Source organism: Bacillus sp. CH_48, from assembly GCF_038008465.1.
GTDB classification, from domain to species: Bacteria; Bacillota; Bacilli; order Bacillales; family Bacillaceae_G; genus Bacillus_A; species Bacillus_A thuringiensis_S.
The window spans coordinates 4,856,977-4,877,846 of the sequence record NZ_JBBOZF010000001.1 but is presented as its reverse complement, the minus strand read 5'-3'; the positions used below and the strand labels follow the sequence as shown (position 1 = coordinate 4,877,846).

Here is a 20,870-nt window from a genome sequence, read left to right as displayed (position 1 = left end):
GGTATGTAAGAGAGACGTATTAAAGGAGTGAACAGTATGAAGAAGAAACCTTCAGCACTAATGAGACGTTTAAAATATTTTTCACCAATAGATCGTTATAACGATAATCATACTCAAGAAACATATGAAGATCGTGAATGGGAGAATGTGTACAGAAAGCGTTGGCAGCATGATAAAGTAATTCGTTCTACACATGGTGTGAACTGTACTGGTTCATGTAGCTGGAATATATATGTGAAAGATGGAATCGTAACTTGGGAAGGACAGGAGCTTAACTATCCAACTACAGGTCCAGATATGCCTGATTTTGAACCACGAGGATGTCCGCGTGGAGCGAGTTTTTCTTGGTATATTTATAGTCCACTTCGTGTGAAATATCCGTATGTACGTGGTGTTCTTTGGAGTATGTGGCAAGAGGAATTACAAAATAACAAGTCACCACTAGATGCTTGGAAAAGCATTGTGGAAAACCCTGAAAAAGCACGCAAGTATAAGCAGGCACGTGGTAAAGGGGGATTCATTCGTGCGAATTGGGATGAAGTGTTACAACTTGTTTCTGCTTCATTACTCTACACAGTAATGAAATACGGTCCAGACCGAAATGTTGGTTTTTCACCAATTCCAGCTATGTCGATGTTAAGTCATGCTGCTGGTAGTCGTTTTATGCAACTTATGGGCGGGCCAATGCTTAGTTTCTATGATTGGTACGCAGATTTACCACCAGCTTCTCCTCAAATTTGGGGCGATCAAACAGATGTACCAGAAAGTAGTGACTGGTATAACTCTGGTTACATTATGACATGGGGTTCAAATGTACCGATGACGAGAACACCAGATGCTCACTTTTTAGCAGAGGTTCGATATAAAGGAACGAAAGTCGTTTCTGTCAGTCCTGACCTCGCTGAATCTACAAAGTTTGCCGATGATTGGATTAGTGTAAAACAAGGTACAGATGGTGCACTTGCGATGGCAATGGGGCATGTGATCTTACAAGAGTTTTACGTAGATAATCAAGTGGAATATTTCACAAAGTATGCGAAGCAATATACTGATTTTCCTTTCTTTGTCACATTGAAACAAAAAGGAGATCAATTCGTTGCTGATCGTTTCTTAAACGCTTCTGATATTGGACGCGAAACGAAGTTAGGAGAATGGAAGCCTGTTCTTTGGAACGAGAATACGAATGATTTTGCAACACCTCAAGGCACAATGGGCTCACGTTGGGATAACGAAAAGAAATGGAACTTGCGTTTAGAAGATGAAGAAACAGGTGAAAAGATTGACCCACGTCTTTCTTTACTTGGAATGGAAGAATCGATTGGAACTGTACAAATTCCGTACTTCTCTGATGATGGAAACAAAGTATTAGAACGTACAATTCCAGTGAAAAAGGTTATGACAGAAGAAGGCGAAGTGTTCGTTACAACTGTATACGACTTAACGTTAGCAAATTACGGCGTGAACCGAGGGCTTGGCGGACAAGAGCCGAAAGACTTCAATGATGATGTACCGTTTACACCTGCATGGCAAGAGAAAATGACAGGAGTGAAACGAGAACTAATTATTCAAATCGCTCGTGAGTTCGCACAAAATGCCGTTGATACAAATGGTCGCTCGATGATTATTGTTGGAGCTGGTATTAACCATTGGTTTAATTCTGATACGATTTATCGCGCAGTTTTAAATCTTGTTCTTCTAGTTGGAGCACAAGGAGTAAACGGCGGGGGATGGGCGCATTATGTTGGGCAAGAAAAATTACGACCAGCAGAAGGATGGCAAACAATCGCGATGGCAAAAGATTGGCAAGGGCCACCGAAATTACAAAATGGTACATCTTTCTTCTATTTCGTAACAGATCAATGGCGCTATGAAGATACACCGGTTGGACATCTAGCATCACCAGTAGAAGGCAACTCTCGTTATCAACATCACGGTGATTACAACGTATTAGCGGCACGACTTGGCTGGCTACCTTCGTATCCGACATTCGAGAAAAATGGGATTGAATTATATAAAGAAGCTGTTGCTGCTGGTGCAACAACGCAAGAAGAAATCGGAAAATATGTTGCACAAAGATTAAAAGAAAAAGGACTAAAATTTGCGATTGAAGATCCAGATAACAAAAACAACTTCCCGCGCAACTTATTCGTATGGCGTGCGAACTTAATTTCAAGTTCTGGTAAAGGACACGAATATTTCTTAAAACATTTATTAGGTACAACAAACGGGTTAATGAATGACGATAGTGATTCATTACGACCAGAAGAAATTAAATGGCATGAAGAAGCACCAGAAGGGAAGTTAGATTTACTCATTAACTTAGATTTCCGTATGGCTGGAACAGCGCTTTATTCTGATATCGTCTTACCTGCTTCAACTTGGTACGAAAAACATGATTTAAGTAGTACAGATATGCATCCATTTGTGCATCCATTTAATCCAGCAATCGGTTCACCGTGGGAAGCGCGCTCTGACTGGGATATTTTCACTTCACTTTCTAAAGCTGTGTCAGATTTAGCGAAGAAAATTGATCTTGAACCAATGAAAGAAGTTGTTGCAACGCCACTTCTTCACGATACACCGCAAGAATTAGCGCAACCACTTGGCAAGATTAAAGATTGGAGCAAAGGTGAGTGTGAGCCAATACCAGGTAAAACAATGCCACAAATTCATGTTGTTGAAAGAGATTATAAAACAATTTATGACAAAATGACTTCGCTAGGACCAAATGCGGGAAAACAACCGATTGGTACGAAAGGGATTTCTTGGTCCGCAGAAAAAGAGTATGAGCAATTAAAGAGCCGATTAGGAGTTGTTCGAACGGATTCTATTGCAAAAGGTTGCCCAGACATAAAAGAAGCAATCAATGCTGCTGAAGCGGTATTAACACTTTCTTCTACAACAAATGGTCATATGGCTGTAAAAGCATGGGAAGCACTTGAAAAACAAACGGATTTAAAATTACGTGATTTAGCAGAAGAACGTGAAGAAGAATGCTTCACATTTGAACAAATTACAGCGCAGCCAAAAACAGTAATTACTTCTCCGGCCTTTACAGGTTCTGAAAAAGGTGGACGTCGTTACTCACCGTTTACAACAAATGTGGAACGCCTCATCCCTTGGAGAACAATCACTGGACGACAATCTTTCTACTTAGATCATGACATGATGAAAGAATTTGGTGAAACGATGGCAACGTTTAAACCGATTCTGCAACATAAACCGTTCCGTAAATCACGACCTGAAGTAGAAGGAAAAGAGATTACGTTAAATTATTTAACGCCGCATAATAAGTGGTCCATTCATAGTATGTATTTCGATTCATTACCGATGTTAACACTGTTTAGAGGTGGTCCAACTGTTTGGATGAATAAAGAGGATGCTGAAGAAGCTGGGGTAGCAGATAATGATTGGATTGAGTGCTTTAATCGTAACGGTGTTGTTGTAGCCCGTGCTGTTGTAACGCATCGTATACCGAGAGGAATGGCGTTTATGCACCATGCACAAGATCGTCACATTAACGTACCTGGTACGAAATTAACAAGTAACCGCGGGGGAACGCATAATAGTCCAACTCGAATTCACGTAAAACCGACACATATGATTGGTGGATATGGTCAATTAAGTTATGGATTTAACTATTACGGTCCGACTGGGAACCAGCGTGACTTAAACGTTGTAATTCGCAAACTGAAGGAGGTAGATTGGCTTGAAGATTAAAGCACAAGTCGGAATGATAATGAATCTAGATAAATGCATCGGCTGCCATACTTGTAGCGTAACGTGCAAAAACACCTGGACAAATCGTCCAGGTGCTGAATATATGTACTTCAATAACGTAGAAACGAAGCCTGGAATTGGTTATCCGAAACAATGGGAAGATCAGGAGAAATATAAAGGCGGTTGGGAATTGAAAAATGGTGAAATTCAGCTGAAATCTGGTTCGAAAATGAAACGTCTTATGAACATTTTCCACAATCCAGATCAACCAACAATTGATGATTATTTTGAACCTTGGAATTATGATTATGAAACGTTAACAAATAGTCCGCAACGTAAGCATCAACCAGTTGCTCGTCCGAAATCAGCAATTACAGGCGAATTTATCGACAAAATTGAATGGGGTCCAAACTGGGAAGATGATTTAGCAGGCGGACATATAACAGGATTGCAAGATCCGAACGTAAAGAAAATGGAAGAAGAAATTAAAACAGATTTTGAAAACGTCTTTATGATGTATTTACCACGCATATGCGAACATTGTATGAATCCCTCGTGCGTATCATCTTGTCCATCTGGTGCGATGTATAAACGTGAAGAAGATGGGATTGTTCTTGTCGATCAAAATGCATGTCGCGCATGGAGATTCTGCGTATCATCTTGTCCATATAAAAAAGTGTATTTTAACTGGCAAACGAATAAAGCTGAAAAATGTACAATGTGTTTCCCACGTATTGAAGCGGGTATGCCAACGATTTGTTCGGAAACATGTGTAGGACGTATTCGGTATATTGGGGTAATGCTATATGACGCTGACAAAGTAAAAGAAGCAGCTTCTGTTGAAGACGAAAAAGATTTATATGAATCTCAGCTTACTGTTTTTCTAGATCCAAATGATCCAGAAGTGGCAGCTGAAGCGAAAAAACAAGGAATTCCTGAAGAATGGATTAAAGCGGCGCAACAATCGCCAATTTATAAAATGATTATCGATTGGAAAATTGCTCTACCTCTTCACCCAGAGTATCGTACAATGCCAATGGTTTGGTATATCCCGCCGCTTAGCCCGATTATGAATATGGTGGAGGGAAAAGGTAGTAACTGGCAAGCAGAAGAGATTTTCCCTGCTATTGATAATATGCGTATTCCAATTCAATATTTAGCGAATTTACTCACTGCGGGGGATGAATCACACATTCGTCTTACATTGAAGAAAATGGCTGTTATGCGAACGCATATGAGAGCACTTCAAATTAATAAAGAGCCAAATGAAGCTGTATTAAAAGAACTTGGTTTAACGAAACAGGATGTAGAAGATATGTATCGTCTTCTTGCCATCGCGAAATATAAAGATCGCTTCGTTATTCCGACATCTCACCGTGAACAAGTGGCAGATTTATATAGCGAACAAGGAAGCTGTGGTTTATCATTCACAGGTGGTCCAGGCTCTTGTATGACAATTTCTTAAATAAAGGGGGCAGAAAATTATGAAACAAAGTTTACAAACAGCTTTTTCTTGTTCTTCTTTTCTTCTCTCCTATCCCGAACTAGGGTGGAGAGAAGCTTTAACTGAATTGCAAGAAGAGGTTGAAACAATAGAACAGGAAGACGTTAAAGCGTCACTTACAGGCTTTATAAAGCAAGCGCTAGATAAAACGAATGATCAACTCATTGATAGTTACGTATATACATTCGATTTTGGGAAGAAAACAAATATGTATCTTACTTATATGAACACTGGTGAACAAAGAGAAAGAGGTATTGAATTACTAGAGTTAAAACAACATTATAAAAAATCAGGTTTTAGCGTAACAGATAAAGAACTACCTGACTATTTACCACTTTTACTTGAGTTTTTTGCAAATGCAAATGAGCAAGACAGTGAACCAATTATGAGTAAATACACGGAAAATATACAAGCATTACATGTTCAATTAAAAGAAGCGGGTAGTATGTATGAACCAATTCTTGCGTCTGTGCTACTCGCTATCGAAACATGGGGTGTACAGACAAATTAGAAAGGAGCGTTGTCAAAATGATGGATCAATTTCTTTGGGTATTGTTTCCCTATATCATTTTTGCGATCTTTATCGGTGGACATATTTTTAGATACAACTATGATCAATTTGGATGGACATCAAAATCTAGTGAACTATTAGAAAAGAAGATGCTCCGGGTCGGAAGTCTATTATTCCACTTTGGGATCATGTTCGTAATTGGCGGCCATGTTATGGGGATTTTAATTCCAGAAGCTGTATATCGTTCAATAGGTATTTCTGAGCATATGTATCATGTAGTAGCAATTAGTTTTGGGCTTCCGGCAGGTATTGCTTCTATTATCGGTTTAATTATATTAACGTACCGCCGTGTAACAGTAAAGCGTATCATTGCAACGAGTACAAAGGGAGATTATATTGCGCTTATTTTATTACTTATCGTAATGCTAGCAGGACTTTCTTCAACATTTTTAAATATAGATTCAAAAGGATTTGATTATCGTACAACGATTGGCCCTTGGTTCCGAAGTCTCTTTATTCTCCAACCGAAAGTTGAATATATGATGGAAGTACCAGTATGGTTTAAAATTCATATTCTTGCAGGAATGGGTTTATTCGCAGTATGGCCATTTACAAGACTTGTACATGTATTTAGTGCCCCAATTAAATATGTAAGCCGTAGTTATGTAATTTACAGAAGACGTATTCCTAATGAGTTGAAAAAATAATACTGCTGTAAACGGATAGGAGCTAATGGTTAAAACGAAACGAGGTCTAATATGGAAGGCCTCGTTTTTGTTTATATAGGGAATAACCGTTAATAAGTAGCTTAAATTGAAAAAAGATTAGCATCTAAATAAGATGCTAATCAATGCTACAAACAGAGGCAGAGCAATCTTCACAAGCAATTTCACATTTTAAAAATTGTAAATCGTGGATTGTAATCTTTCCTTTATGAATAGAAATTGTACCTTGCTTTTTTAATTCATTTAACATTCGATTTACACTTTCACGTGAAGTTGCACAGAAATTAGCAAGTTCTTGATTCGTTAATGGTAAATCGATGAGAATCCCATTTTCTTTTAATACACCGTAACTATTTGTCATTCGTATAAGAGTAGAATACAGGGCACCTTTTTTGCCGTGTAATACTAAATCTCGGAACTTCGTTTGCATTCTTCTTAAATGTTCACTAATCCATTTCATAAATTCAAATACAAGTGCGGGTTTTTGGAGCAATGCTTTTTCTAAGGTTTCACGCTTTATAACCCCTACTTCAACATCTTCAAGGCATTTTGAATTTAATAAATACTTCGCATTGTCCGTGAATAATGTTAATTCTCCAATAATGTCGTATGCCGAACAAATACGGAGTGTTAATTCTTGCCCGTCAGCACTTAATTTACTAATTTGTACTTTTCCTGAGTGGATGATATAGAGCTCTGTTGCCTCCATACCTTCTTGAAAAATAAAACTACCTTTTTTAATTTGCATTTTATATTCAACAGATGCAAGTAATTCTTTTAAATCTTGAGATAATGTCATACTGTTTGCCACAGTGATCACCTTTCTTCTTATAAGCAATACATTTCCTATTTTGAGTGTAAGTATGATGAAAATGCAAGAGCTATTTTAAAAATACATTGAAATTTCAATGACCGTAAGGGGAAGTGATTTTCAATTTTTAGTTTGAAAAATTCAATAGACAAAGTGGATGAGATTAAAGATGTGAACAAAATTCGAACGGATTTGTGAAGAATTTTTGAATGGGGAAAGTAATGTGAGAAAAGTCACATTGAATATGTAGCTTCTTTTTTATAATGAAGGCAAATAAAAAAATGAAAGCTTACTAAGGATTACAGCAGAAAAGAAGGGATATAGATGCACGAGAACATGAAAGATTCTTTAGAACGTCCACTTCAAGATTTACGTATTTCAGTTATTGATCGTTGTAATTTTAGGTGTACATACTGTATGCCTGCTGAAGTGTTCGGACCTGATTACGCTTTTTTACAGGAAGAGCTTTTATTAACGTTTGATGAAATAGAAAGATTAGCGAGATTATTTATAAGTCTGGGAGTCAATAAAATTAGGCTTACTGGCGGTGAACCGTTATTGCGTAAAGACTTACCGATGTTAATTGCAAGACTTGCAAAGCTAGAAGGCTTAAAAGATATTGGACTCACAACAAACGGTATTCATTTAGCAAAACAAGCAAAGGCGTTAAAAGAAGCGGGATTAAAACGTGTAAATATTAGTTTAGATGCGATAGAGGATTATGTCTTCAAAAAAATTAATGGACGAAATGTAAATACAAAACCTGTACTGAAAGGAATTGAAGCAGCAAAGGCTGCTGGATTAGAAGTAAAGGTAAATATGGTCGTAAAAAAAGGAATGAATGATAGTCAAATTCTTCGTATGGCTCGTTATTTTAAAGAACAAGACATTCAGCTCCGTTTTATAGAGTTTATGGATGTGGGCAGTACAAACGACTGGAACTTTGAACAAGTTATTACGAAGGAACAATTAATAGAGAAGATTAATCGCGTATATCCAGTTGAGCCCGCTCAGCCTCGTTACTTTGGAGAAGTTGCGAAATTGTATCGATATGTAGGGAGCGATGCAGAAGTTGGGTTTATTACTTCAGTATCTGAGTCATTTTGTTCTTCTTGTACGAGAGCTCGTATCTCGGCAGATGGCAAGTTTTTCACGTGTCTATTTGGAACGAAAGGAACGGATTTGCGAACGCTTCTTCGAGGAAATATTTCTGATGCATCACTATTAAAAATTTTACAACATACATGGCGATATAGAACAGATCGATATTCAGATGAAAGAACGGCGGAAAGTACAAATCAACGTCCAAAAGTTGAAATGTCCTACATTGGCGGATAGTGAGAGGAGGATTCCCTATGCAAGAGCGATATGCAAGGCAAATATTGTTTTCTGGAATTGGTGAAATAGGACAAAGAAAAATAAGAGAAAAGCATGTGCTCCTAATTGGTGCAGGTGCATTAGGAGCTGCGAATGCAGAAACACTCGTTAGGATGGGAATTGGGAAATTGACAATCGCTGACCGTGACTACGTGGAATGGAGTAATTTACAGCGGCAACAGTTATACATAGAAGAAGATGCGCAGCAATGCAAACCGAAAGCAATTGCAGCGGCAGAACATGTAAGGAAGATTAATTCTGAAGTAAAAATTGTACCAGTTGTAACGGATGTCACAATGCAAGAAATAGAAGAGTTAACAAAAGAAGTGGATCTCATCATAGATGCGACTGACAATTTCGATACGCGCCTACTTATAAATGACATTTCACAAAAAGAAAATATACCTTGGATATATGGTGGATGCATTGGAAGTTACGGTGTAACGTATACAATTCTTCCTGGGAAAACACCATGTTTTCGCTGTCTAATGGATCATCCTATGGGCGGTGCAACATGCGATACAGCCGGAATCATTCAGCCAGCTGTACAAATGGTCGTTGCTCACCAAGTAACAGAGGCGATGAAAATATTGGTGGATGATTATGAGTCGTTAAGAGGAACGATGTTATCATTTGATATTTGGAACAATCAATATCTTTCATTAAAAGTAAATAGACAGAAAAAAAGTACATGTCCATCTTGTGGGAAATCACGAACGTATCCAAGTCTAGCATTTGAAGCGCAGATGAAAACGGAAGTGCTATGCGGACGGAATACAGTTCAAATCCGTTCAGGAATAAAGAGAGATCTTAATTTAAACGAAATTCAAAAACGATTACAAAAAAGTGTACATGTCCAAAAAACGCCTTACTTACTATCATTTCTAATTGATGAATATCGTTTCGTTTTATTTACAGACGGTAGGGCATTTATTCATGGAACAAATGATGTGAAAATAGCAAAACGATTATACGCAAAATATATAGGATGAACAGAAAGAGCGTTGCCCCTTATTAAAACGAGGTGAAAAAGAATGTTAGAAAAACGTATACCAATTCCGGTGGCAGAAGCAGTGGCACGTGTAATGAAATACGCTCATCAAGGTGAAATAGAAAAGGTTTCTCTTATAGAAAGTTACGGAAGAATTCTTGGAGAAGATGTTATTGCAGATCATGATGTCCCTCACTTTGATCGCTCTCCATACGACGGGTTTGCGATTCGAGCAGAAGATACAAAAGAAGCGAGTAGTAGTAACCCCATTCAGTTTGAAGTGATTGGCGAAATTGGAGCAGGTTTTGTTTTTCCAGAAGAAGTGAAACCATTTCAAACTGTCCGTATTATGACAGGTGCCGCAATTCCAGCCGGATGTAATGCAGTTGTTATGTTAGAGCTAACTGAAGGATTTGAAGAAAGTGAAAAGACTTATATGAAATTGAAACGCTCCTTTATTGCTGGGGATAACATTTCTTTTAAAGGTGAAGATGTAAAACAAAATACCATCCTTGTGAAAAAAGGGACTGTTATTAATCCTGGAGTAGTGGCGCTTCTTTCTACGTTTGGTTATAGTACCGTTTACGTTGTAAAACAGCCGGTTATCGGAATTGTAACGACAGGAAGCGAACTGCTTGAAGTACATGAACAATTAAAGCCAGGGAAGATTCGAAATAGTAACTCCTATATGATAGCTGCTCAAGTTGAACGAGCGGGCGGAGTTGTACAGTATTATGGACAATTCGCTGACGATTTTGAGACGTGTTATAACACTGTGAAAAAAGCGATAAAAGAAGTCGATATTTTAATTACAACTGGTGGCGTTTCGGTAGGAGACTATGACTATTTACCTGCTATTTATGAGGAATTACGAGCTAATGTACTTTTCAACAAAATAGCGATGCGACCAGGAAGTGTGACAACTGTAGCTGAGCTAGAAGGAAAACTATTATTTGGTCTATCTGGTAATCCTTCAGCTTGTTATGTCGGTTGTGAATTATATGTTCGGCCAGTCATTGGAACATATTTGCATAGAAAAGATTCGCACGTATATCGTACAGAGGCAATATTACAGAAAGACTTTCTGAAAGCAAACCCATTTACTCGTTTTGTACGAGGGAAAGTGGAAATTGTAGATGGAACATTGCAAGCTACACCAGTTGGTTTAGACAAATCTAGTGCAATTTCTTCACTTGCAGGGGCGAATGCATGTATCGTCCTGCCAGGAGGAACGAGAGGATTTAAAGCAGGAATAACTGTCTCGGTACTGTTATTAGAATCAAGCGCCGGAAGTGAGTGGCCGTGGGAAGAACCACTTCGATCATACAAATAATAGAAAAATAGATTGCTAACTTATACAAAGATAAGAGGTGCAAGATGGCACATACGTATTATGAAGTAATTGATACACCTATTTCAATTGAAGAAGTTACAAACAAAGTAATTCGTCGTGAATGTGGCGCAGTTGCGACTTTCATTGGTACTGTTAGAGAATTTACGAAAGGCCGTCGTACGCTATATTTAGAGTATGTAGCATATAAGTCAATGGCGGAGAAACAGCTTAAGAGAATTGGCACCGAAGTAGGAGAGATGTGGCCTGGGACAAATGTCGCCATTACACATCGCATTGGTACATTACAAATTTCTGATCTTGCTGTTGTCGTCGCTGTTTCTACACCACACCGGAAAGCTGCCTATGAGGCGAACGAATATATTATGGAGCGTATAAAACAAATTGTTCCAATATGGAAGAAAGAGTTTTGGAAAGATGGTGAGTCATGGATAGGTGATCAGTTAGAGAAGGTAGCGTATGCAAATGGTGAGCCTGGAAAGGAGATGAGAATATGATTGAAGTACTATTATTTGCACATTTACAAGAAGAAGTAAGTAAGTCAGCATTACACATAGGTTGTGAAAATATTACGGTTGCTGAACTAAAGGAAGTCCTTATTACGAAATACAACGTAGCAATTTCAAGTGAGATAATGGTCGCTATAAATGAAGAGTATGCAAATGAGGATGATATCATTCAAACTGGCGATGTCATAGCAATGATTCCGCCAGTAAGTGGTGGTTGATTCTTTTCAGCCTAATCATGTTAGGACGTGATTAGGCTGGAGGGAATGAATATAACTATGCATACATAGGAGGGAACAGGATGAAAGGTCCTAATTTTCAATTAAGTTTACAAACTTCTAATCTAGTTATCGGTTTTATGGTATGGGTTATTTTATCATCATTAATGCCTTATATTAAAGCGGATATTCCATTAACTGCGGGACAAATTTCTATGGTAACAGCAGTACCGGTTATTTTAGGTTCTGTTCTTCGTATTCCAATTGGCTATTGGACAAATCGTTTCGGAGCAAGAAAATTATTCTTTATTAGTTTTATTCTATTATTATTTCCTGTCTTTTATATTAGTGTTGCCAATTCTATGATGGATTTAATTATTGGTGGATTATTTGTAGGAATTGGTGGAGCTGTATTCTCAGTAGGGGTAACTTCTTTACCAAAATACTTTCCGAAAGAGAGCCACGGTTTTGTAAATGGTATTTACGGTGTCGGTAACGCCGGAACAGCAATCACTTCGTTTTTAGCACCTGTTATCGCAACTTCAGTTGGTTGGAGAACGACAGTACAATGTTATTTAGTTTTACTTGCAGCATTTGCACTTATGAACTTTTTATTAGGTGATCGTAAGGAGAAAAAGGTGAATACACCATTAATGGAACAAATAAAAGGTGTATATAAAAATGAAAAACTTTGGTTTTTATGTATCTTTTACTTTTTAACATTCGGATCATTTGTCGCATTTACAGTATACTTACCAAACTTTTTAGTATCTCACTTCGGATTAGAAAAAGTAGATGCAGGTATGCGGACAGCCGGATTCATTGTACTCGCAACAATTATGCGCCCGATTGGTGGTTGGCTCGGTGATAAGTTTAATCCATTTAAAATATTAATCTTCGTATTTATCGGTTTAACACTTTCAGGTATTATTTTATCATTTATGCCTAGTATGAACGTGTATACATTTGGTTGCCTACTAGTCGCATTTTGTGCAGGGATTGGAAATGGTACAATCTTCAAACTCGTTCCAATGTACTTCTCAGAACAAGCCGGTATTGTAAATGGGCTCGTTTCAGCTTTAGGCGGACTAGGAGGATTCTTCCCGCCACTAATTTTAACATTACTATTCCAATTAACAGGTCATTATGCAATTGGATTTATGGCGTTATCAGAAGTCGCACTTGCTTGTTTAATCATTACAGTATGGATGTATAGCCAAGAGAAATTGTTAGTGATGTTAAAGAATCATTAATAAGGAAAAAGAACCATCCCAAAGTATTTTGGGATGGTTCTTTTAGTAATAGGCTTCAACATGTTTTTATTGCTATCTCAACAAACGCTTGTTTTCTATAAGAATGTGCTTTTAAAATGAAAAACAGAAGGTTGATGGAATTTTATTTTAAAATATAGATGTCAAAAGTTATTTAATTAAAGGGCAGATTAGTTAAGGAAATCTTAAATCTATTCTAAAGATCGAACTCATTTTTAGAATGCAAATATTTAATTGAATCGGGATGTTTAGATGAAAAAAATATAAGTCCACTCAAGATAAACAAGTATCAGGTGTGTTAGGTGACTCAAGCGACAAGTATGGAATTGATGTAAGTATTCTTCGCATAGTAACTGCAGTATCAGATTTTTTTAGGGCAAGATTTTTTGGTAAGGCTAACGGATATTGTGAAAAAAGTACACTTAAACTAAAGAATACAGTTTAGTTCAATAAGATAAAGTTATGAATTTGTATAAATAATCTATAATTTTCTTTATGAGTCATATTTGATATGTTAAAGAAAAGAGAGCGTTTAATCCAACTAAAATATATGTAGAATGAGGTTTTAAATGATTATTTTTATTATATTAGACGTAATATTACCAATATTAATATTGCTGCTAATTGGTGCAATTTTACAAAGGAAGTTCCAATTTAACTTAAAGCAGCTATCTACACTTATTACTTATTGCTTGATGCCAGCGGCTGTATTTATGAATATATATGATATTAGTATAGAGACAGGTTTGTTGCTCCAGATAATATACTATTTAATGCTTTATAGTTTGAGTCTGATCATAGTAAGTCATTTCATTTCAAAAACATTAAAGTTAGAAAAAGGAGAAAGTGCAGCTCTAAAAAATAGTATTTCGTTAATGAATTCCGGTAATTATGGATTACCAGTAAGTCAATTAATTTTCAGTCACAATCCAGTGGGGGTTTCCATTCAAATTTTTATTGTGATTTTCCAGAATCTTTTAACTTATTCATATGGGATATATAACTTACTATCAGCAACAAAAACAATCGGAAGTATTATTCAATCATTTCTAAGACTGCCTGTACTTCATGCGCTTGTATTAGGGGTTCTCTTTCAATCTTTTAAAATTCAAATACCTAATTCTATCTTTCTACCTCTTAATCAGCTTGCGAATAGTTTTGTTGCAATAGCAATCATATTGCTAGGAGCGCAATTATCTAACATTAAGCTTAATTTTTTCCATCGAGTCATAACATGGGCTTTAATTGGAAGGTTACTGATAGGACCATTATTAGCACTTGCCATGATCTATCTACTAAACATTGATGGTATTGTTGCACAATCATTATTTATTGCAAGTTCTTTTCCTACTTCAAGAAATACATCAACCATTGCTATGGAGTATCAAATAGAGCCTGAACTACATGCACAAATCGTTTTATTTTCAACACTTTTCAGCATTGTTACAGTAACTGTCGTTATTTATTTGTCATATATTTTGTTTTGAATATACGTGCAAAAACGAATAGATTTGAGGCGATAAATGATGGACGGAAATCCCATCGATATGAGAAGAAAACAGTCTTAGATATATTGGGTGTCGTTTACAATTGTACCATGTCTGATAATCAAGCAGTTTAATTCAAAAAAAGGAAACGCATTAGGGCTTATTTCGGATGCAAATCTTTAAAGCATCTACATATAGACTTGCGAAAAAAGACACAATTTCGCTTATAATTGACGTTACATGAGCTTAGTTTGATAGCGATGGGGTGGGAGTGTCAAGTAAGAATTTTTTCTTTATTGATTTTATGCGGTTTTTCCGCAAAATTGTAACTAAGGAGGGATTCCAAGTTGAGTAAACAGAATATCAGCACAACAGTTTCAGGAGATATAATTGTTACCCATCTAGTTGGAAATATAAAAACAGATGATGTGTATGAATGGTTTAATGGTTTTGAGCAGGTTTGTCAGCAATTCATTTCTGAAGGGCGGAAATACAAATTGTTGGTGGATAGAAAAGGATACACGCCAAATCATTTTTCTGTTCAAAAAGTATGGAAAGAGAAGTTCTTCAATGAAATCATTTTGAATAACAGTAAGGCAATTGCATTTCTCCTTGAAGAGGGGGAGATAATGGATTATTTACAACAATCTAATACGAAAGAATCTGTGAGATTTTTTGATGATTATGAACAAGCGCTAATTTGGTTGAATGAATATCCAATATAAAACCTGTATTGAAGCAGTTGCTCTCAAGCAACTGCTTTTTTTGTCCGTAATTGTTGCCGCTATTTTTCTTCACAGATTCTTGTCCAATTGTTTGTCTGATCCTAAAAAGCGAAACTAAAGCAAAAGGAACAAACGCCTCTAAAAAACGTTTGTTCAAAGTTAATTACTATTTTAGCTAAGTGATAGATTACATTTTATGAGTACGAGAAAGCTTGTTTATAAGTTTAGGAAATATAGATGTTAGTTCCTGCTTCAAATGCTTCGTAAACGATGGATCTTTACCTGAAGTTGAAATAGTGACAACATATTCATCATGTCGGATGACACCAGGTGTGTGAAACGATGATTTTGTACCATCACTTACGACGTTAACCCACTGGAAATCATGGGCGGCCTGTTTGACCATCATATTTACAGCATGTTGATTTGTAGCTGCATAAATAAGATGAGCATCTTTAATATCATTATTACTAAAAGCTTTTTGCTTCCAAGTAATATAAGGAAGTTCCTTCATTTCCTCGCAAATTTCTGGGCTGATAACGGTGACAAAAGCGCCTGTATCCTTTAATCCGGACGCTTTTCGATATGCGATTTTACCACCACCAACTATAACGACCACTTTTTTATTTAAATTAAACATAAGAGGGTACATGTTATACATATATGCATTCCTCCATTCGTTCTAATAATGTTAACTTCATGTATCTATCAAACTGAAGACAGTTACAAGTTGTAACGTGATCGTATTTTTTTGCATGCAATTTAATTTTTTGAAGTAATAATCCGGTAAAGAGAAGGTACGGCATGACATATACATGGGATGAAGTCGATGTTATAGCCTTGAGCTCAGCAGTAAAAGAGGGAGTTCCTTTCGTTAAAAAGGAGCACGATACTGGCATACTGAGTTTTCGTTCGACGACTGCTCCGATTTGTTGTAATTCATGTAACGGCTGTGGATCACTACTGCCTCTCCCTACGAGTAAAACACTACTACCTTGCATTGGCATAGTTTCACGTATTCTTTTTACTACAAGTTCAACCATATGTGGATGTGTACTAAAAGGTTGTACAACTGAAAATGTTATATGTGGATATTGCTTTTGTATTTTCTCTATCTCAAAAGGAATATCACGTTTATAGTGAGCTGCTGCAAATAATAAAACAGGTACAATCATTATTGCAGTTGCACCCTCTAGTATTGCTTCTGTAACTGCATCCGAAATGGTAGGTGTCGTTAGTTCTAGGAAAGCTATTTTTTGAATCCGTTCGTTACGTTCTTTTATAACAGATTGAATAAAGTGAATGAATTGTTCGTTACCTTTTTGTAAGCGGCTCCCGTGTCCAACATATACAATTCCTTTCATCGTACCACCAAATCTTTCTTCATAATCATGTCTTGTAATTGCTCATCTACATTATGAAAACCGACTTTATTCGCATAGTGTAAAGTTGGAACGTCGGTATACGAGAATGGGAGAGTAAGAATATTGATAAAGCCTAGGCGTTTTATTTCTGCTAGAAACGTATCAATAGAAGCACGACCTTCAAATACAATGCTGTCCCATGAGAATTCAGAAAGCATACGGGAATGAATTTCATCGAAGCGATGATCAATTGTGTACTCATGAGTCATCATATAGGAACCAGCACCAATTTTTTCTTGAATAACAGCAATTCGGTTAATGTTTCGTCCTAAATAAATCGTTGAATTCGAAGAAAATTGCGCAGGTTTACTTAACAATCCATATTGCATAAGCTTTTCTTGAATAGAAAGGTTCATATACTGAAGCTCTGCCTGTAAGGAGCGAATATCTTTATGATATTTACTACATGATTGCACTAAGATGTCTACACTCTCAGCGGAACAAAATACAAGACGATCAACGTTAAAAATCTTATTAATTTGTTCAGAGGTTAATGTGTATTCTTTCTTTTGGAAAATTGGAATTTGATATATTTCTGCACCGGACTCTTGTAACATTTGCTTTATTGCGCTTTTTTTATTTGTTGCAGATGCAAGTAAAACTTTCTTGCCGTGCAATGGTTTACGTTCTTTCCAAGCAATTTGATTCCGTAAAGTAACAACATCACCAACAATTGTCATAGAAGGGTTAGAAATATTTTCGTCTTTGACGATAGAAACAATGGTGGACAGTGTCCCTGTGACTACACGTTGTTTACCAGTTGTACCCCATTCAATGACGGCTACTGGTGTATCTTTTTTCTTTCCTGCTTGTAGTAAGTTTTCACAAATTGTAGGTAAGTTTTTTATACCCATGTAGTAGGCGATCGTGTCGCTATTATAGGATGAATTATATTTTCCATGATCGGTTAAAGGGCCTTTTGCATGCCCAGTTAATAAAGTGATGCTATTACTGTAGTTACGGTGGGTGAGGGGGATACCTGCATAGCTACTAGCGGCGATGCTAGATGTAATACCTGGTACGATTTCATATGGAACGTTCGCTGCTGCTAAAGTTTCTGCTTCTTCACCAACGCGGCCAAAAATAGATGGATCTCCGCCCTTTAATCGGACAACGATTTTTCCTTCTTGTGCGAATTGAAGGAGGTGGGCGTTAATCATTTCTTGTCGCATAATATGATTCTTTGGCATTTTGCCGCAATACATAAGTTCACATGTTTCTTTTGTATAACTAAGAAAGAAAGGGTTTAATAAACGGTCATATAAAACGATATCTGCACGCTTTAAACAATCTATCGCTTTCTTTGTAATAAGCCCTTCATCACCTGGTCCTGCACCAACTAAATATACATATCCGTTCATAATCGCACCTCTTCTATTTTTATGTAAAAGGAAGCCAGAGGAGGCTTCCTTTCGTAAATTACATGTTTATATAAATGTCACCATCAATAACTTCTACTTCGTATGTTTGGATACAGCCGTCATCAGGTTTTTGCACTTCACCTGTTAGTAATGAAATTTTCCAATCATGCAGTGGACAAAAGACGAATTCTCCAGATACAATTCCTTCTGCTAACGGTCCGTTTTTATGAGGACAACGATTTTCTACAGCTCGAATATCTCCATTTGAAAGGCGGAATAGGGCGATAGACATACCATTCATTTGCACCTCTTTACCGATTTGAATAGGAAGGTCTTCCGCACGCATAACTTTTATTTTTTCTTTCGTTTGTATCATATAGATCACAGCTCCTTATTTCACAGTTTCTACTTCATACATCGCTTTTAATGATTTCGTTTCTAGTGCTTGTCCCCATGCTTCTTTATATGTGCCACGAGCTTTTTGGAAACGTTCATTTAACTTAGTGACCATATTTGCATCTTGCAGTATTTCTTTTATGTGATCGAAGCCTAAACGTTCTGTCCAGTAGGCAGTACGCTCTCCATAAATACCAGTTTCACGATAATATTGCATATAAGCTGTAGCGATGCGAAGGACATCATCTTCAGTAGGGACAATCATTACAAAATCAGCTTCGCGTACTTCCGTACCACCATTTCCGCCAATATAAAGTTGGTATCCATTTTCGACACAAACAACGCCAAAATCTTTCGTCAGTACTTCCGCACAGTTACGCGGACAGCCCGTTACACCCATCTTCATTTTATGAGGTGTATCTACCATTTCTAATGATTGTTCAAGCAACATACCAAGTCCTAATGAATCTTTCGTACCGAAACGGCAGAAGCGAGAACCAACACATGATTTTACATTACGAAGCGATTTTGAATATGCATATCCCGAAGTCATATGTAAGTCAGCCCATACGTTAGGTAAATCTTGCTTCTTAACACCATATAAGCCGATTCGGCTTGCACCTGTAATTTTCACAAGAGGAACATCGTACTTTTTCGCAACTTCAGCAATTTTCATTAAATCATCAGCTGTTGTAACGCCTCCGTACATGCGTGGAATAACAGAGAATGTACCATCGTGCTGGATGTTACCATTCATTCTTTCATTAACGAAACGGGACGATTTATCATCTTCATATTCTTCTGGAATCGCCATACGTAAATAGTAGTTTAAAGCAGGACGACATTTTGAACAGCCTTCTTCATGTATAAAACCAAGAACATTTCGTACTTCTTTTGGAGATTTTAAGCCTTTCTCGTGAATGGCCGCTACGACTTCATCACGGGATAAAGTTGTACATCCACACATACCGGCAGATTGCGCTGAGGCATCAAAAGCATCTCCAAGTGTATGAGATAAAACTTGTTCCACAAGCGGACGGCATTTACCACAAGAACCTGCGGCTTTCGTACAGCCCTTAACTTCTTCAAAAGTCGTTAACTCTTGTTCTAAAATGGCGTGAACGATTGTACCTTTCGTAACACCATTACATCCGCAAATCGTGTCATCCGCACTCATTGTAGCAACGTCAAGTGCACTTTCTTCACCAGCTTTGTGGAGAAGGGAAGCGGCTGTATATTCTTGTATATCCTCTTCTTTCTTTAACATGCTAAAGAGGCGGGTACCGTCAGCTGTGTCACCATATAAAACGATACCGACGACTTTATTGTCACGAATTAATACTTTTTTATAGGAACGTTTACATTCATCAAAGATGGATATTGCTTTCGTTTGGTCATCTTCATAAATTTGGCCAGCAGAGAATAAATCACAACCTGCAACTTTTAATTGTGTACCGACGATACTGCCCGTATATCCATCAGTTTGTAAATTCGTTATATGTTTTGCTAATATCGCACCTTGTTCATAAAGAGGAGCAACAAGTCCATATGCGATACCGTCATGTTCTGCACATTCTCCAACTGCATAAATGGATTCATCATTTGTTAGCATATAGTCATTGACTACAATACCGCGATTTACAATTAAACCAGCATCTTTTGCTATTTGCGTATTTGGGCGTATTCCGACAGCCATTACGATTAAATCACAATCTACAACTTCACCATCTTCAAATTGAATGCCCTCAACATGGTCTGTACCAAGAATTTTTACAGTTTTCTTTTCCATTAGAAATTGCATGCCTTGCGCTTCTAAATCTTCGCGTAATAGAGAAGCTGCTTTGGCATCTAGTTGTTGCTCCATTAAGCTTGGCATTAAATGAACGACATATACGTCCATTCCTAAATCAATAAGACCTCTTGCAGCTTCTAAGCCAAGTAATCCACCACCAATGACAACAGCCTTTTTCTTTTCATTAGCGGTATCAATCATAAATTGTGTATCTTCAATAGTTCGAAATCCTGTTACGCCAGGAAGAGTAGAACCTTCAACGGGCAAAATAAAAGCACTAGAACCTGTTGCGATAATTAGTTTGTCATATGTAAGAGTACGATTTTTTTCTGTGATAATTATTTTTTCTTCTCGGTTAATACTTTGAACCCTTTCATCTGTATACAAAGTTATTTCATTTTCCTCATACCAACTATATTCATTCATAATGATATCTTGCATATTTGTTTTGCCTTGTAAAACATGAGAGAGCATAATGCGATTGTAGTTTGGATGTGGTTCATCTCCAAAAATAGTAATCTCATATGAATCACTATCATGTTTTAATATTTCTTCCATACAACGTATGCCAGCCATACCATTTCCGATCATAACTAAACGTTTTTTCATTTTCGTTTCCCCTTTTTATGTGAAGTGTTGAACAAAGGATTATATTTCTATTATAGAAAATTTAAAAAGAGGGAGATGTGATATTTATCAC

18 protein-coding genes are annotated in these 20,870 nt (G+C 37.0%); 12 read left to right on the top strand and 6 right to left on the bottom strand.

What is annotated here, in order from left to right; all coding sequences use genetic code 11:
- Positions 1-36 precede the first annotated feature (36 nt).
- From N2V92_RS24535 to narI, 4 genes are read left to right on the top strand one after another with little or no spacing between them, the layout of a single operon-like run.
- Positions 37-3,720 carry a nitrate reductase subunit alpha gene (locus N2V92_RS24535; RefSeq protein WP_016077803.1) on the top strand — a complete coding sequence of 1,228 codons (3,684 nt, stop codon included), beginning with the start codon at positions 37-39 and terminating at the stop codon, positions 3,718-3,720.
- Complete coding sequence (gene narH / locus N2V92_RS24530) at positions 3,710-5,185, top strand: nitrate reductase subunit beta (protein ID WP_000692656.1); 1,476 nt, start codon at positions 3,710-3,712, stop codon at positions 5,183-5,185. The genes N2V92_RS24535 and narH overlap by 11 nt, the downstream gene beginning before the upstream one ends.
- Positions 5,186-5,204: 19 nt before the next feature.
- On the top strand, positions 5,205-5,735 hold the full coding sequence (narJ, locus tag N2V92_RS24525) for a nitrate reductase molybdenum cofactor assembly chaperone (RefSeq protein WP_000814227.1): 531 nt from the start codon (positions 5,205-5,207) through the stop codon (positions 5,733-5,735).
- A 17-nt stretch (positions 5,736-5,752) separates the two neighbouring features.
- On the top strand, positions 5,753-6,442 hold the full coding sequence (gene narI / locus N2V92_RS24520; RefSeq protein ID WP_000969224.1) for a respiratory nitrate reductase subunit gamma: 690 nt from the start codon (positions 5,753-5,755) through the stop codon (positions 6,440-6,442).
- 136 nt (positions 6,443-6,578) lie between these two features.
- Here the strand turns inward: narI and N2V92_RS24515 are convergent, their stop codons facing one another.
- Positions 6,579-7,271: a Crp/Fnr family transcriptional regulator gene (locus N2V92_RS24515; RefSeq protein WP_000013863.1), complete on the bottom strand. Its 693-nt coding sequence runs from the start codon at positions 7,269-7,271 to the stop codon at positions 6,579-6,581.
- Positions 7,272-7,595: 324 nt separating this feature from the next.
- Here N2V92_RS24515 and moaA point away from each other — a divergent pair, with 324 nt between their 5' ends.
- The 8 genes from moaA (at position 7,596) to N2V92_RS24475 (ending at position 15,197) form a co-directional block, all read left to right on the top strand.
- The gene (gene moaA, locus N2V92_RS24510; RefSeq protein WP_000545009.1) at positions 7,596-8,609 is read left to right on the top strand and encodes a GTP 3',8-cyclase MoaA; all 1,014 of its coding nucleotides are present in this window, start codon (positions 7,596-7,598) and stop codon (positions 8,607-8,609) included.
- 17 nt (positions 8,610-8,626) lie between these two features.
- Entirely contained in the window at positions 8,627-9,640 is a 1,014-nt protein-coding gene (locus N2V92_RS24505; RefSeq protein ID WP_001158062.1) for a molybdopterin-synthase adenylyltransferase MoeB, read from the top strand.
- Between the two features lie 42 nt (positions 9,641-9,682).
- A complete protein-coding gene (locus tag N2V92_RS24500) occupies positions 9,683-10,972 on the top strand; it encodes a molybdopterin molybdotransferase MoeA (RefSeq protein ID WP_000890797.1) in 1,290 nt (429 codons plus the stop codon).
- 44 nt (positions 10,973-11,016) lie between these two features.
- Entirely contained in the window at positions 11,017-11,487 is a 471-nt protein-coding gene (locus N2V92_RS24495; RefSeq protein ID WP_000951544.1) for a molybdenum cofactor biosynthesis protein MoaE, read from the top strand.
- Positions 11,484-11,717 carry a molybdopterin converting factor subunit 1 gene (gene moaD, locus N2V92_RS24490; RefSeq protein ID WP_000573687.1) on the top strand — a complete coding sequence of 78 codons (234 nt, stop codon included), beginning with the start codon at positions 11,484-11,486 and terminating at the stop codon, positions 11,715-11,717. The genes N2V92_RS24495 and moaD overlap by 4 nt, the downstream gene beginning before the upstream one ends.
- An 80-nt stretch (positions 11,718-11,797) precedes the next feature.
- Positions 11,798-12,967: a nitrate transporter NarK gene (gene narK / locus N2V92_RS24485; RefSeq protein WP_000678170.1), complete on the top strand. Its 1,170-nt coding sequence runs from the start codon at positions 11,798-11,800 to the stop codon at positions 12,965-12,967.
- Positions 12,968-13,554: 587 nt separating this feature from the next.
- The gene (locus N2V92_RS24480) at positions 13,555-14,472 is read left to right on the top strand and encodes an AEC family transporter (RefSeq protein ID WP_000583193.1); all 918 of its coding nucleotides are present in this window, start codon (positions 13,555-13,557) and stop codon (positions 14,470-14,472) included.
- 347 nt (positions 14,473-14,819) lie between these two features.
- Positions 14,820-15,197, top strand: coding sequence for a hypothetical protein (locus N2V92_RS24475; protein ID WP_000043368.1), 378 nt, complete (start codon positions 14,820-14,822; stop codon positions 15,195-15,197).
- Between the two features lie 187 nt (positions 15,198-15,384).
- On the opposite strand, the gene N2V92_RS24470 is transcribed toward N2V92_RS24475, so the two are convergent.
- From N2V92_RS24470 to nirB, 5 genes are read right to left on the bottom strand one after another with little or no spacing between them, the layout of a single operon-like run.
- Positions 15,385-15,858, bottom strand: a complete 474-nt coding sequence (locus N2V92_RS24470) for a precorrin-2 dehydrogenase (RefSeq protein ID WP_000282583.1) — start codon at positions 15,856-15,858, stop codon at positions 15,385-15,387.
- Positions 15,851-16,561 carry a sirohydrochlorin chelatase gene (locus tag N2V92_RS24465; protein WP_000676489.1) on the bottom strand — a complete coding sequence of 237 codons (711 nt, stop codon included), beginning with the start codon at positions 16,559-16,561 and terminating at the stop codon, positions 15,851-15,853. Before N2V92_RS24465 ends, N2V92_RS24470 begins: the two co-directional genes overlap by 8 nt.
- The gene (locus N2V92_RS24460; protein WP_001014927.1) at positions 16,558-17,982 is read right to left on the bottom strand and encodes a uroporphyrin-III C-methyltransferase; all 1,425 of its coding nucleotides are present in this window, start codon (positions 17,980-17,982) and stop codon (positions 16,558-16,560) included. Before N2V92_RS24460 ends, N2V92_RS24465 begins: the two co-directional genes overlap by 4 nt.
- Before the next feature lie 58 nt (positions 17,983-18,040).
- Positions 18,041-18,358, bottom strand: coding sequence for a nitrite reductase small subunit NirD (nirD, locus tag N2V92_RS24455; RefSeq protein ID WP_000616697.1), 318 nt, complete (start codon positions 18,356-18,358; stop codon positions 18,041-18,043).
- A gap of 15 nt (positions 18,359-18,373) precedes the next feature.
- On the bottom strand, positions 18,374-20,779 hold the full coding sequence (nirB, locus tag N2V92_RS24450; RefSeq protein ID WP_000746933.1) for an NADPH-nitrite reductase large subunit: 2,406 nt from the start codon (positions 20,777-20,779) through the stop codon (positions 18,374-18,376).
- Between the last annotated feature and the right edge of the window lie 91 nt (positions 20,780-20,870).

What these genes read in the sequence shown, in the direction of transcription:
- N2V92_RS24535 (WP_016077803.1), top strand. Translation starts at nt 37, where the DNA reads ATGAAGAAGAAACCTTCAGCACTAATGAGACGTTTAAAATATTTTTCA.
- narJ (WP_000814227.1), top strand. Translation starts at nt 5,205, where the DNA reads ATGAAACAAAGTTTACAAACAGCTTTTTCTTGTTCTTCTTTTCTTCTC.
- narI (WP_000969224.1), top strand. Translation starts at nt 5,753, where the DNA reads ATGATGGATCAATTTCTTTGGGTATTGTTTCCCTATATCATTTTTGCG.
- moaA (WP_000545009.1), top strand. Translation starts at nt 7,596, where the DNA reads ATGCACGAGAACATGAAAGATTCTTTAGAACGTCCACTTCAAGATTTA.
- N2V92_RS24505 (WP_001158062.1), top strand. Translation starts at nt 8,627, where the DNA reads ATGCAAGAGCGATATGCAAGGCAAATATTGTTTTCTGGAATTGGTGAA.
- N2V92_RS24500 (WP_000890797.1), top strand. Translation starts at nt 9,683, where the DNA reads ATGTTAGAAAAACGTATACCAATTCCGGTGGCAGAAGCAGTGGCACGT.
- N2V92_RS24495 (WP_000951544.1), top strand. Translation starts at nt 11,017, where the DNA reads ATGGCACATACGTATTATGAAGTAATTGATACACCTATTTCAATTGAA.
- moaD (WP_000573687.1), top strand. Translation starts at nt 11,484, where the DNA reads ATGATTGAAGTACTATTATTTGCACATTTACAAGAAGAAGTAAGTAAG.
- narK (WP_000678170.1), top strand. Translation starts at nt 11,798, where the DNA reads ATGAAAGGTCCTAATTTTCAATTAAGTTTACAAACTTCTAATCTAGTT.
- N2V92_RS24480 (WP_000583193.1), top strand. Translation starts at nt 13,555, where the DNA reads ATGATTATTTTTATTATATTAGACGTAATATTACCAATATTAATATTG.
- N2V92_RS24470 (WP_000282583.1), bottom strand. Translation starts at nt 15,858, where the DNA reads ATGTATAACATGTACCCTCTTATGTTTAATTTAAATAAAAAAGTGGTC.
- N2V92_RS24465 (WP_000676489.1), bottom strand. Translation starts at nt 16,561, where the DNA reads ATGAAAGGAATTGTATATGTTGGACACGGGAGCCGCTTACAAAAAGGT.
- N2V92_RS24460 (WP_001014927.1), bottom strand. Translation starts at nt 17,982, where the DNA reads ATGAACGGATATGTATATTTAGTTGGTGCAGGACCAGGTGATGAAGGG.
- nirD (WP_000616697.1), bottom strand. Translation starts at nt 18,358, where the DNA reads ATGATACAAACGAAAGAAAAAATAAAAGTTATGCGTGCGGAAGACCTT.
- nirB (WP_000746933.1), bottom strand. Translation starts at nt 20,779, where the DNA reads ATGAAAAAACGTTTAGTTATGATCGGAAATGGTATGGCTGGCATACGT.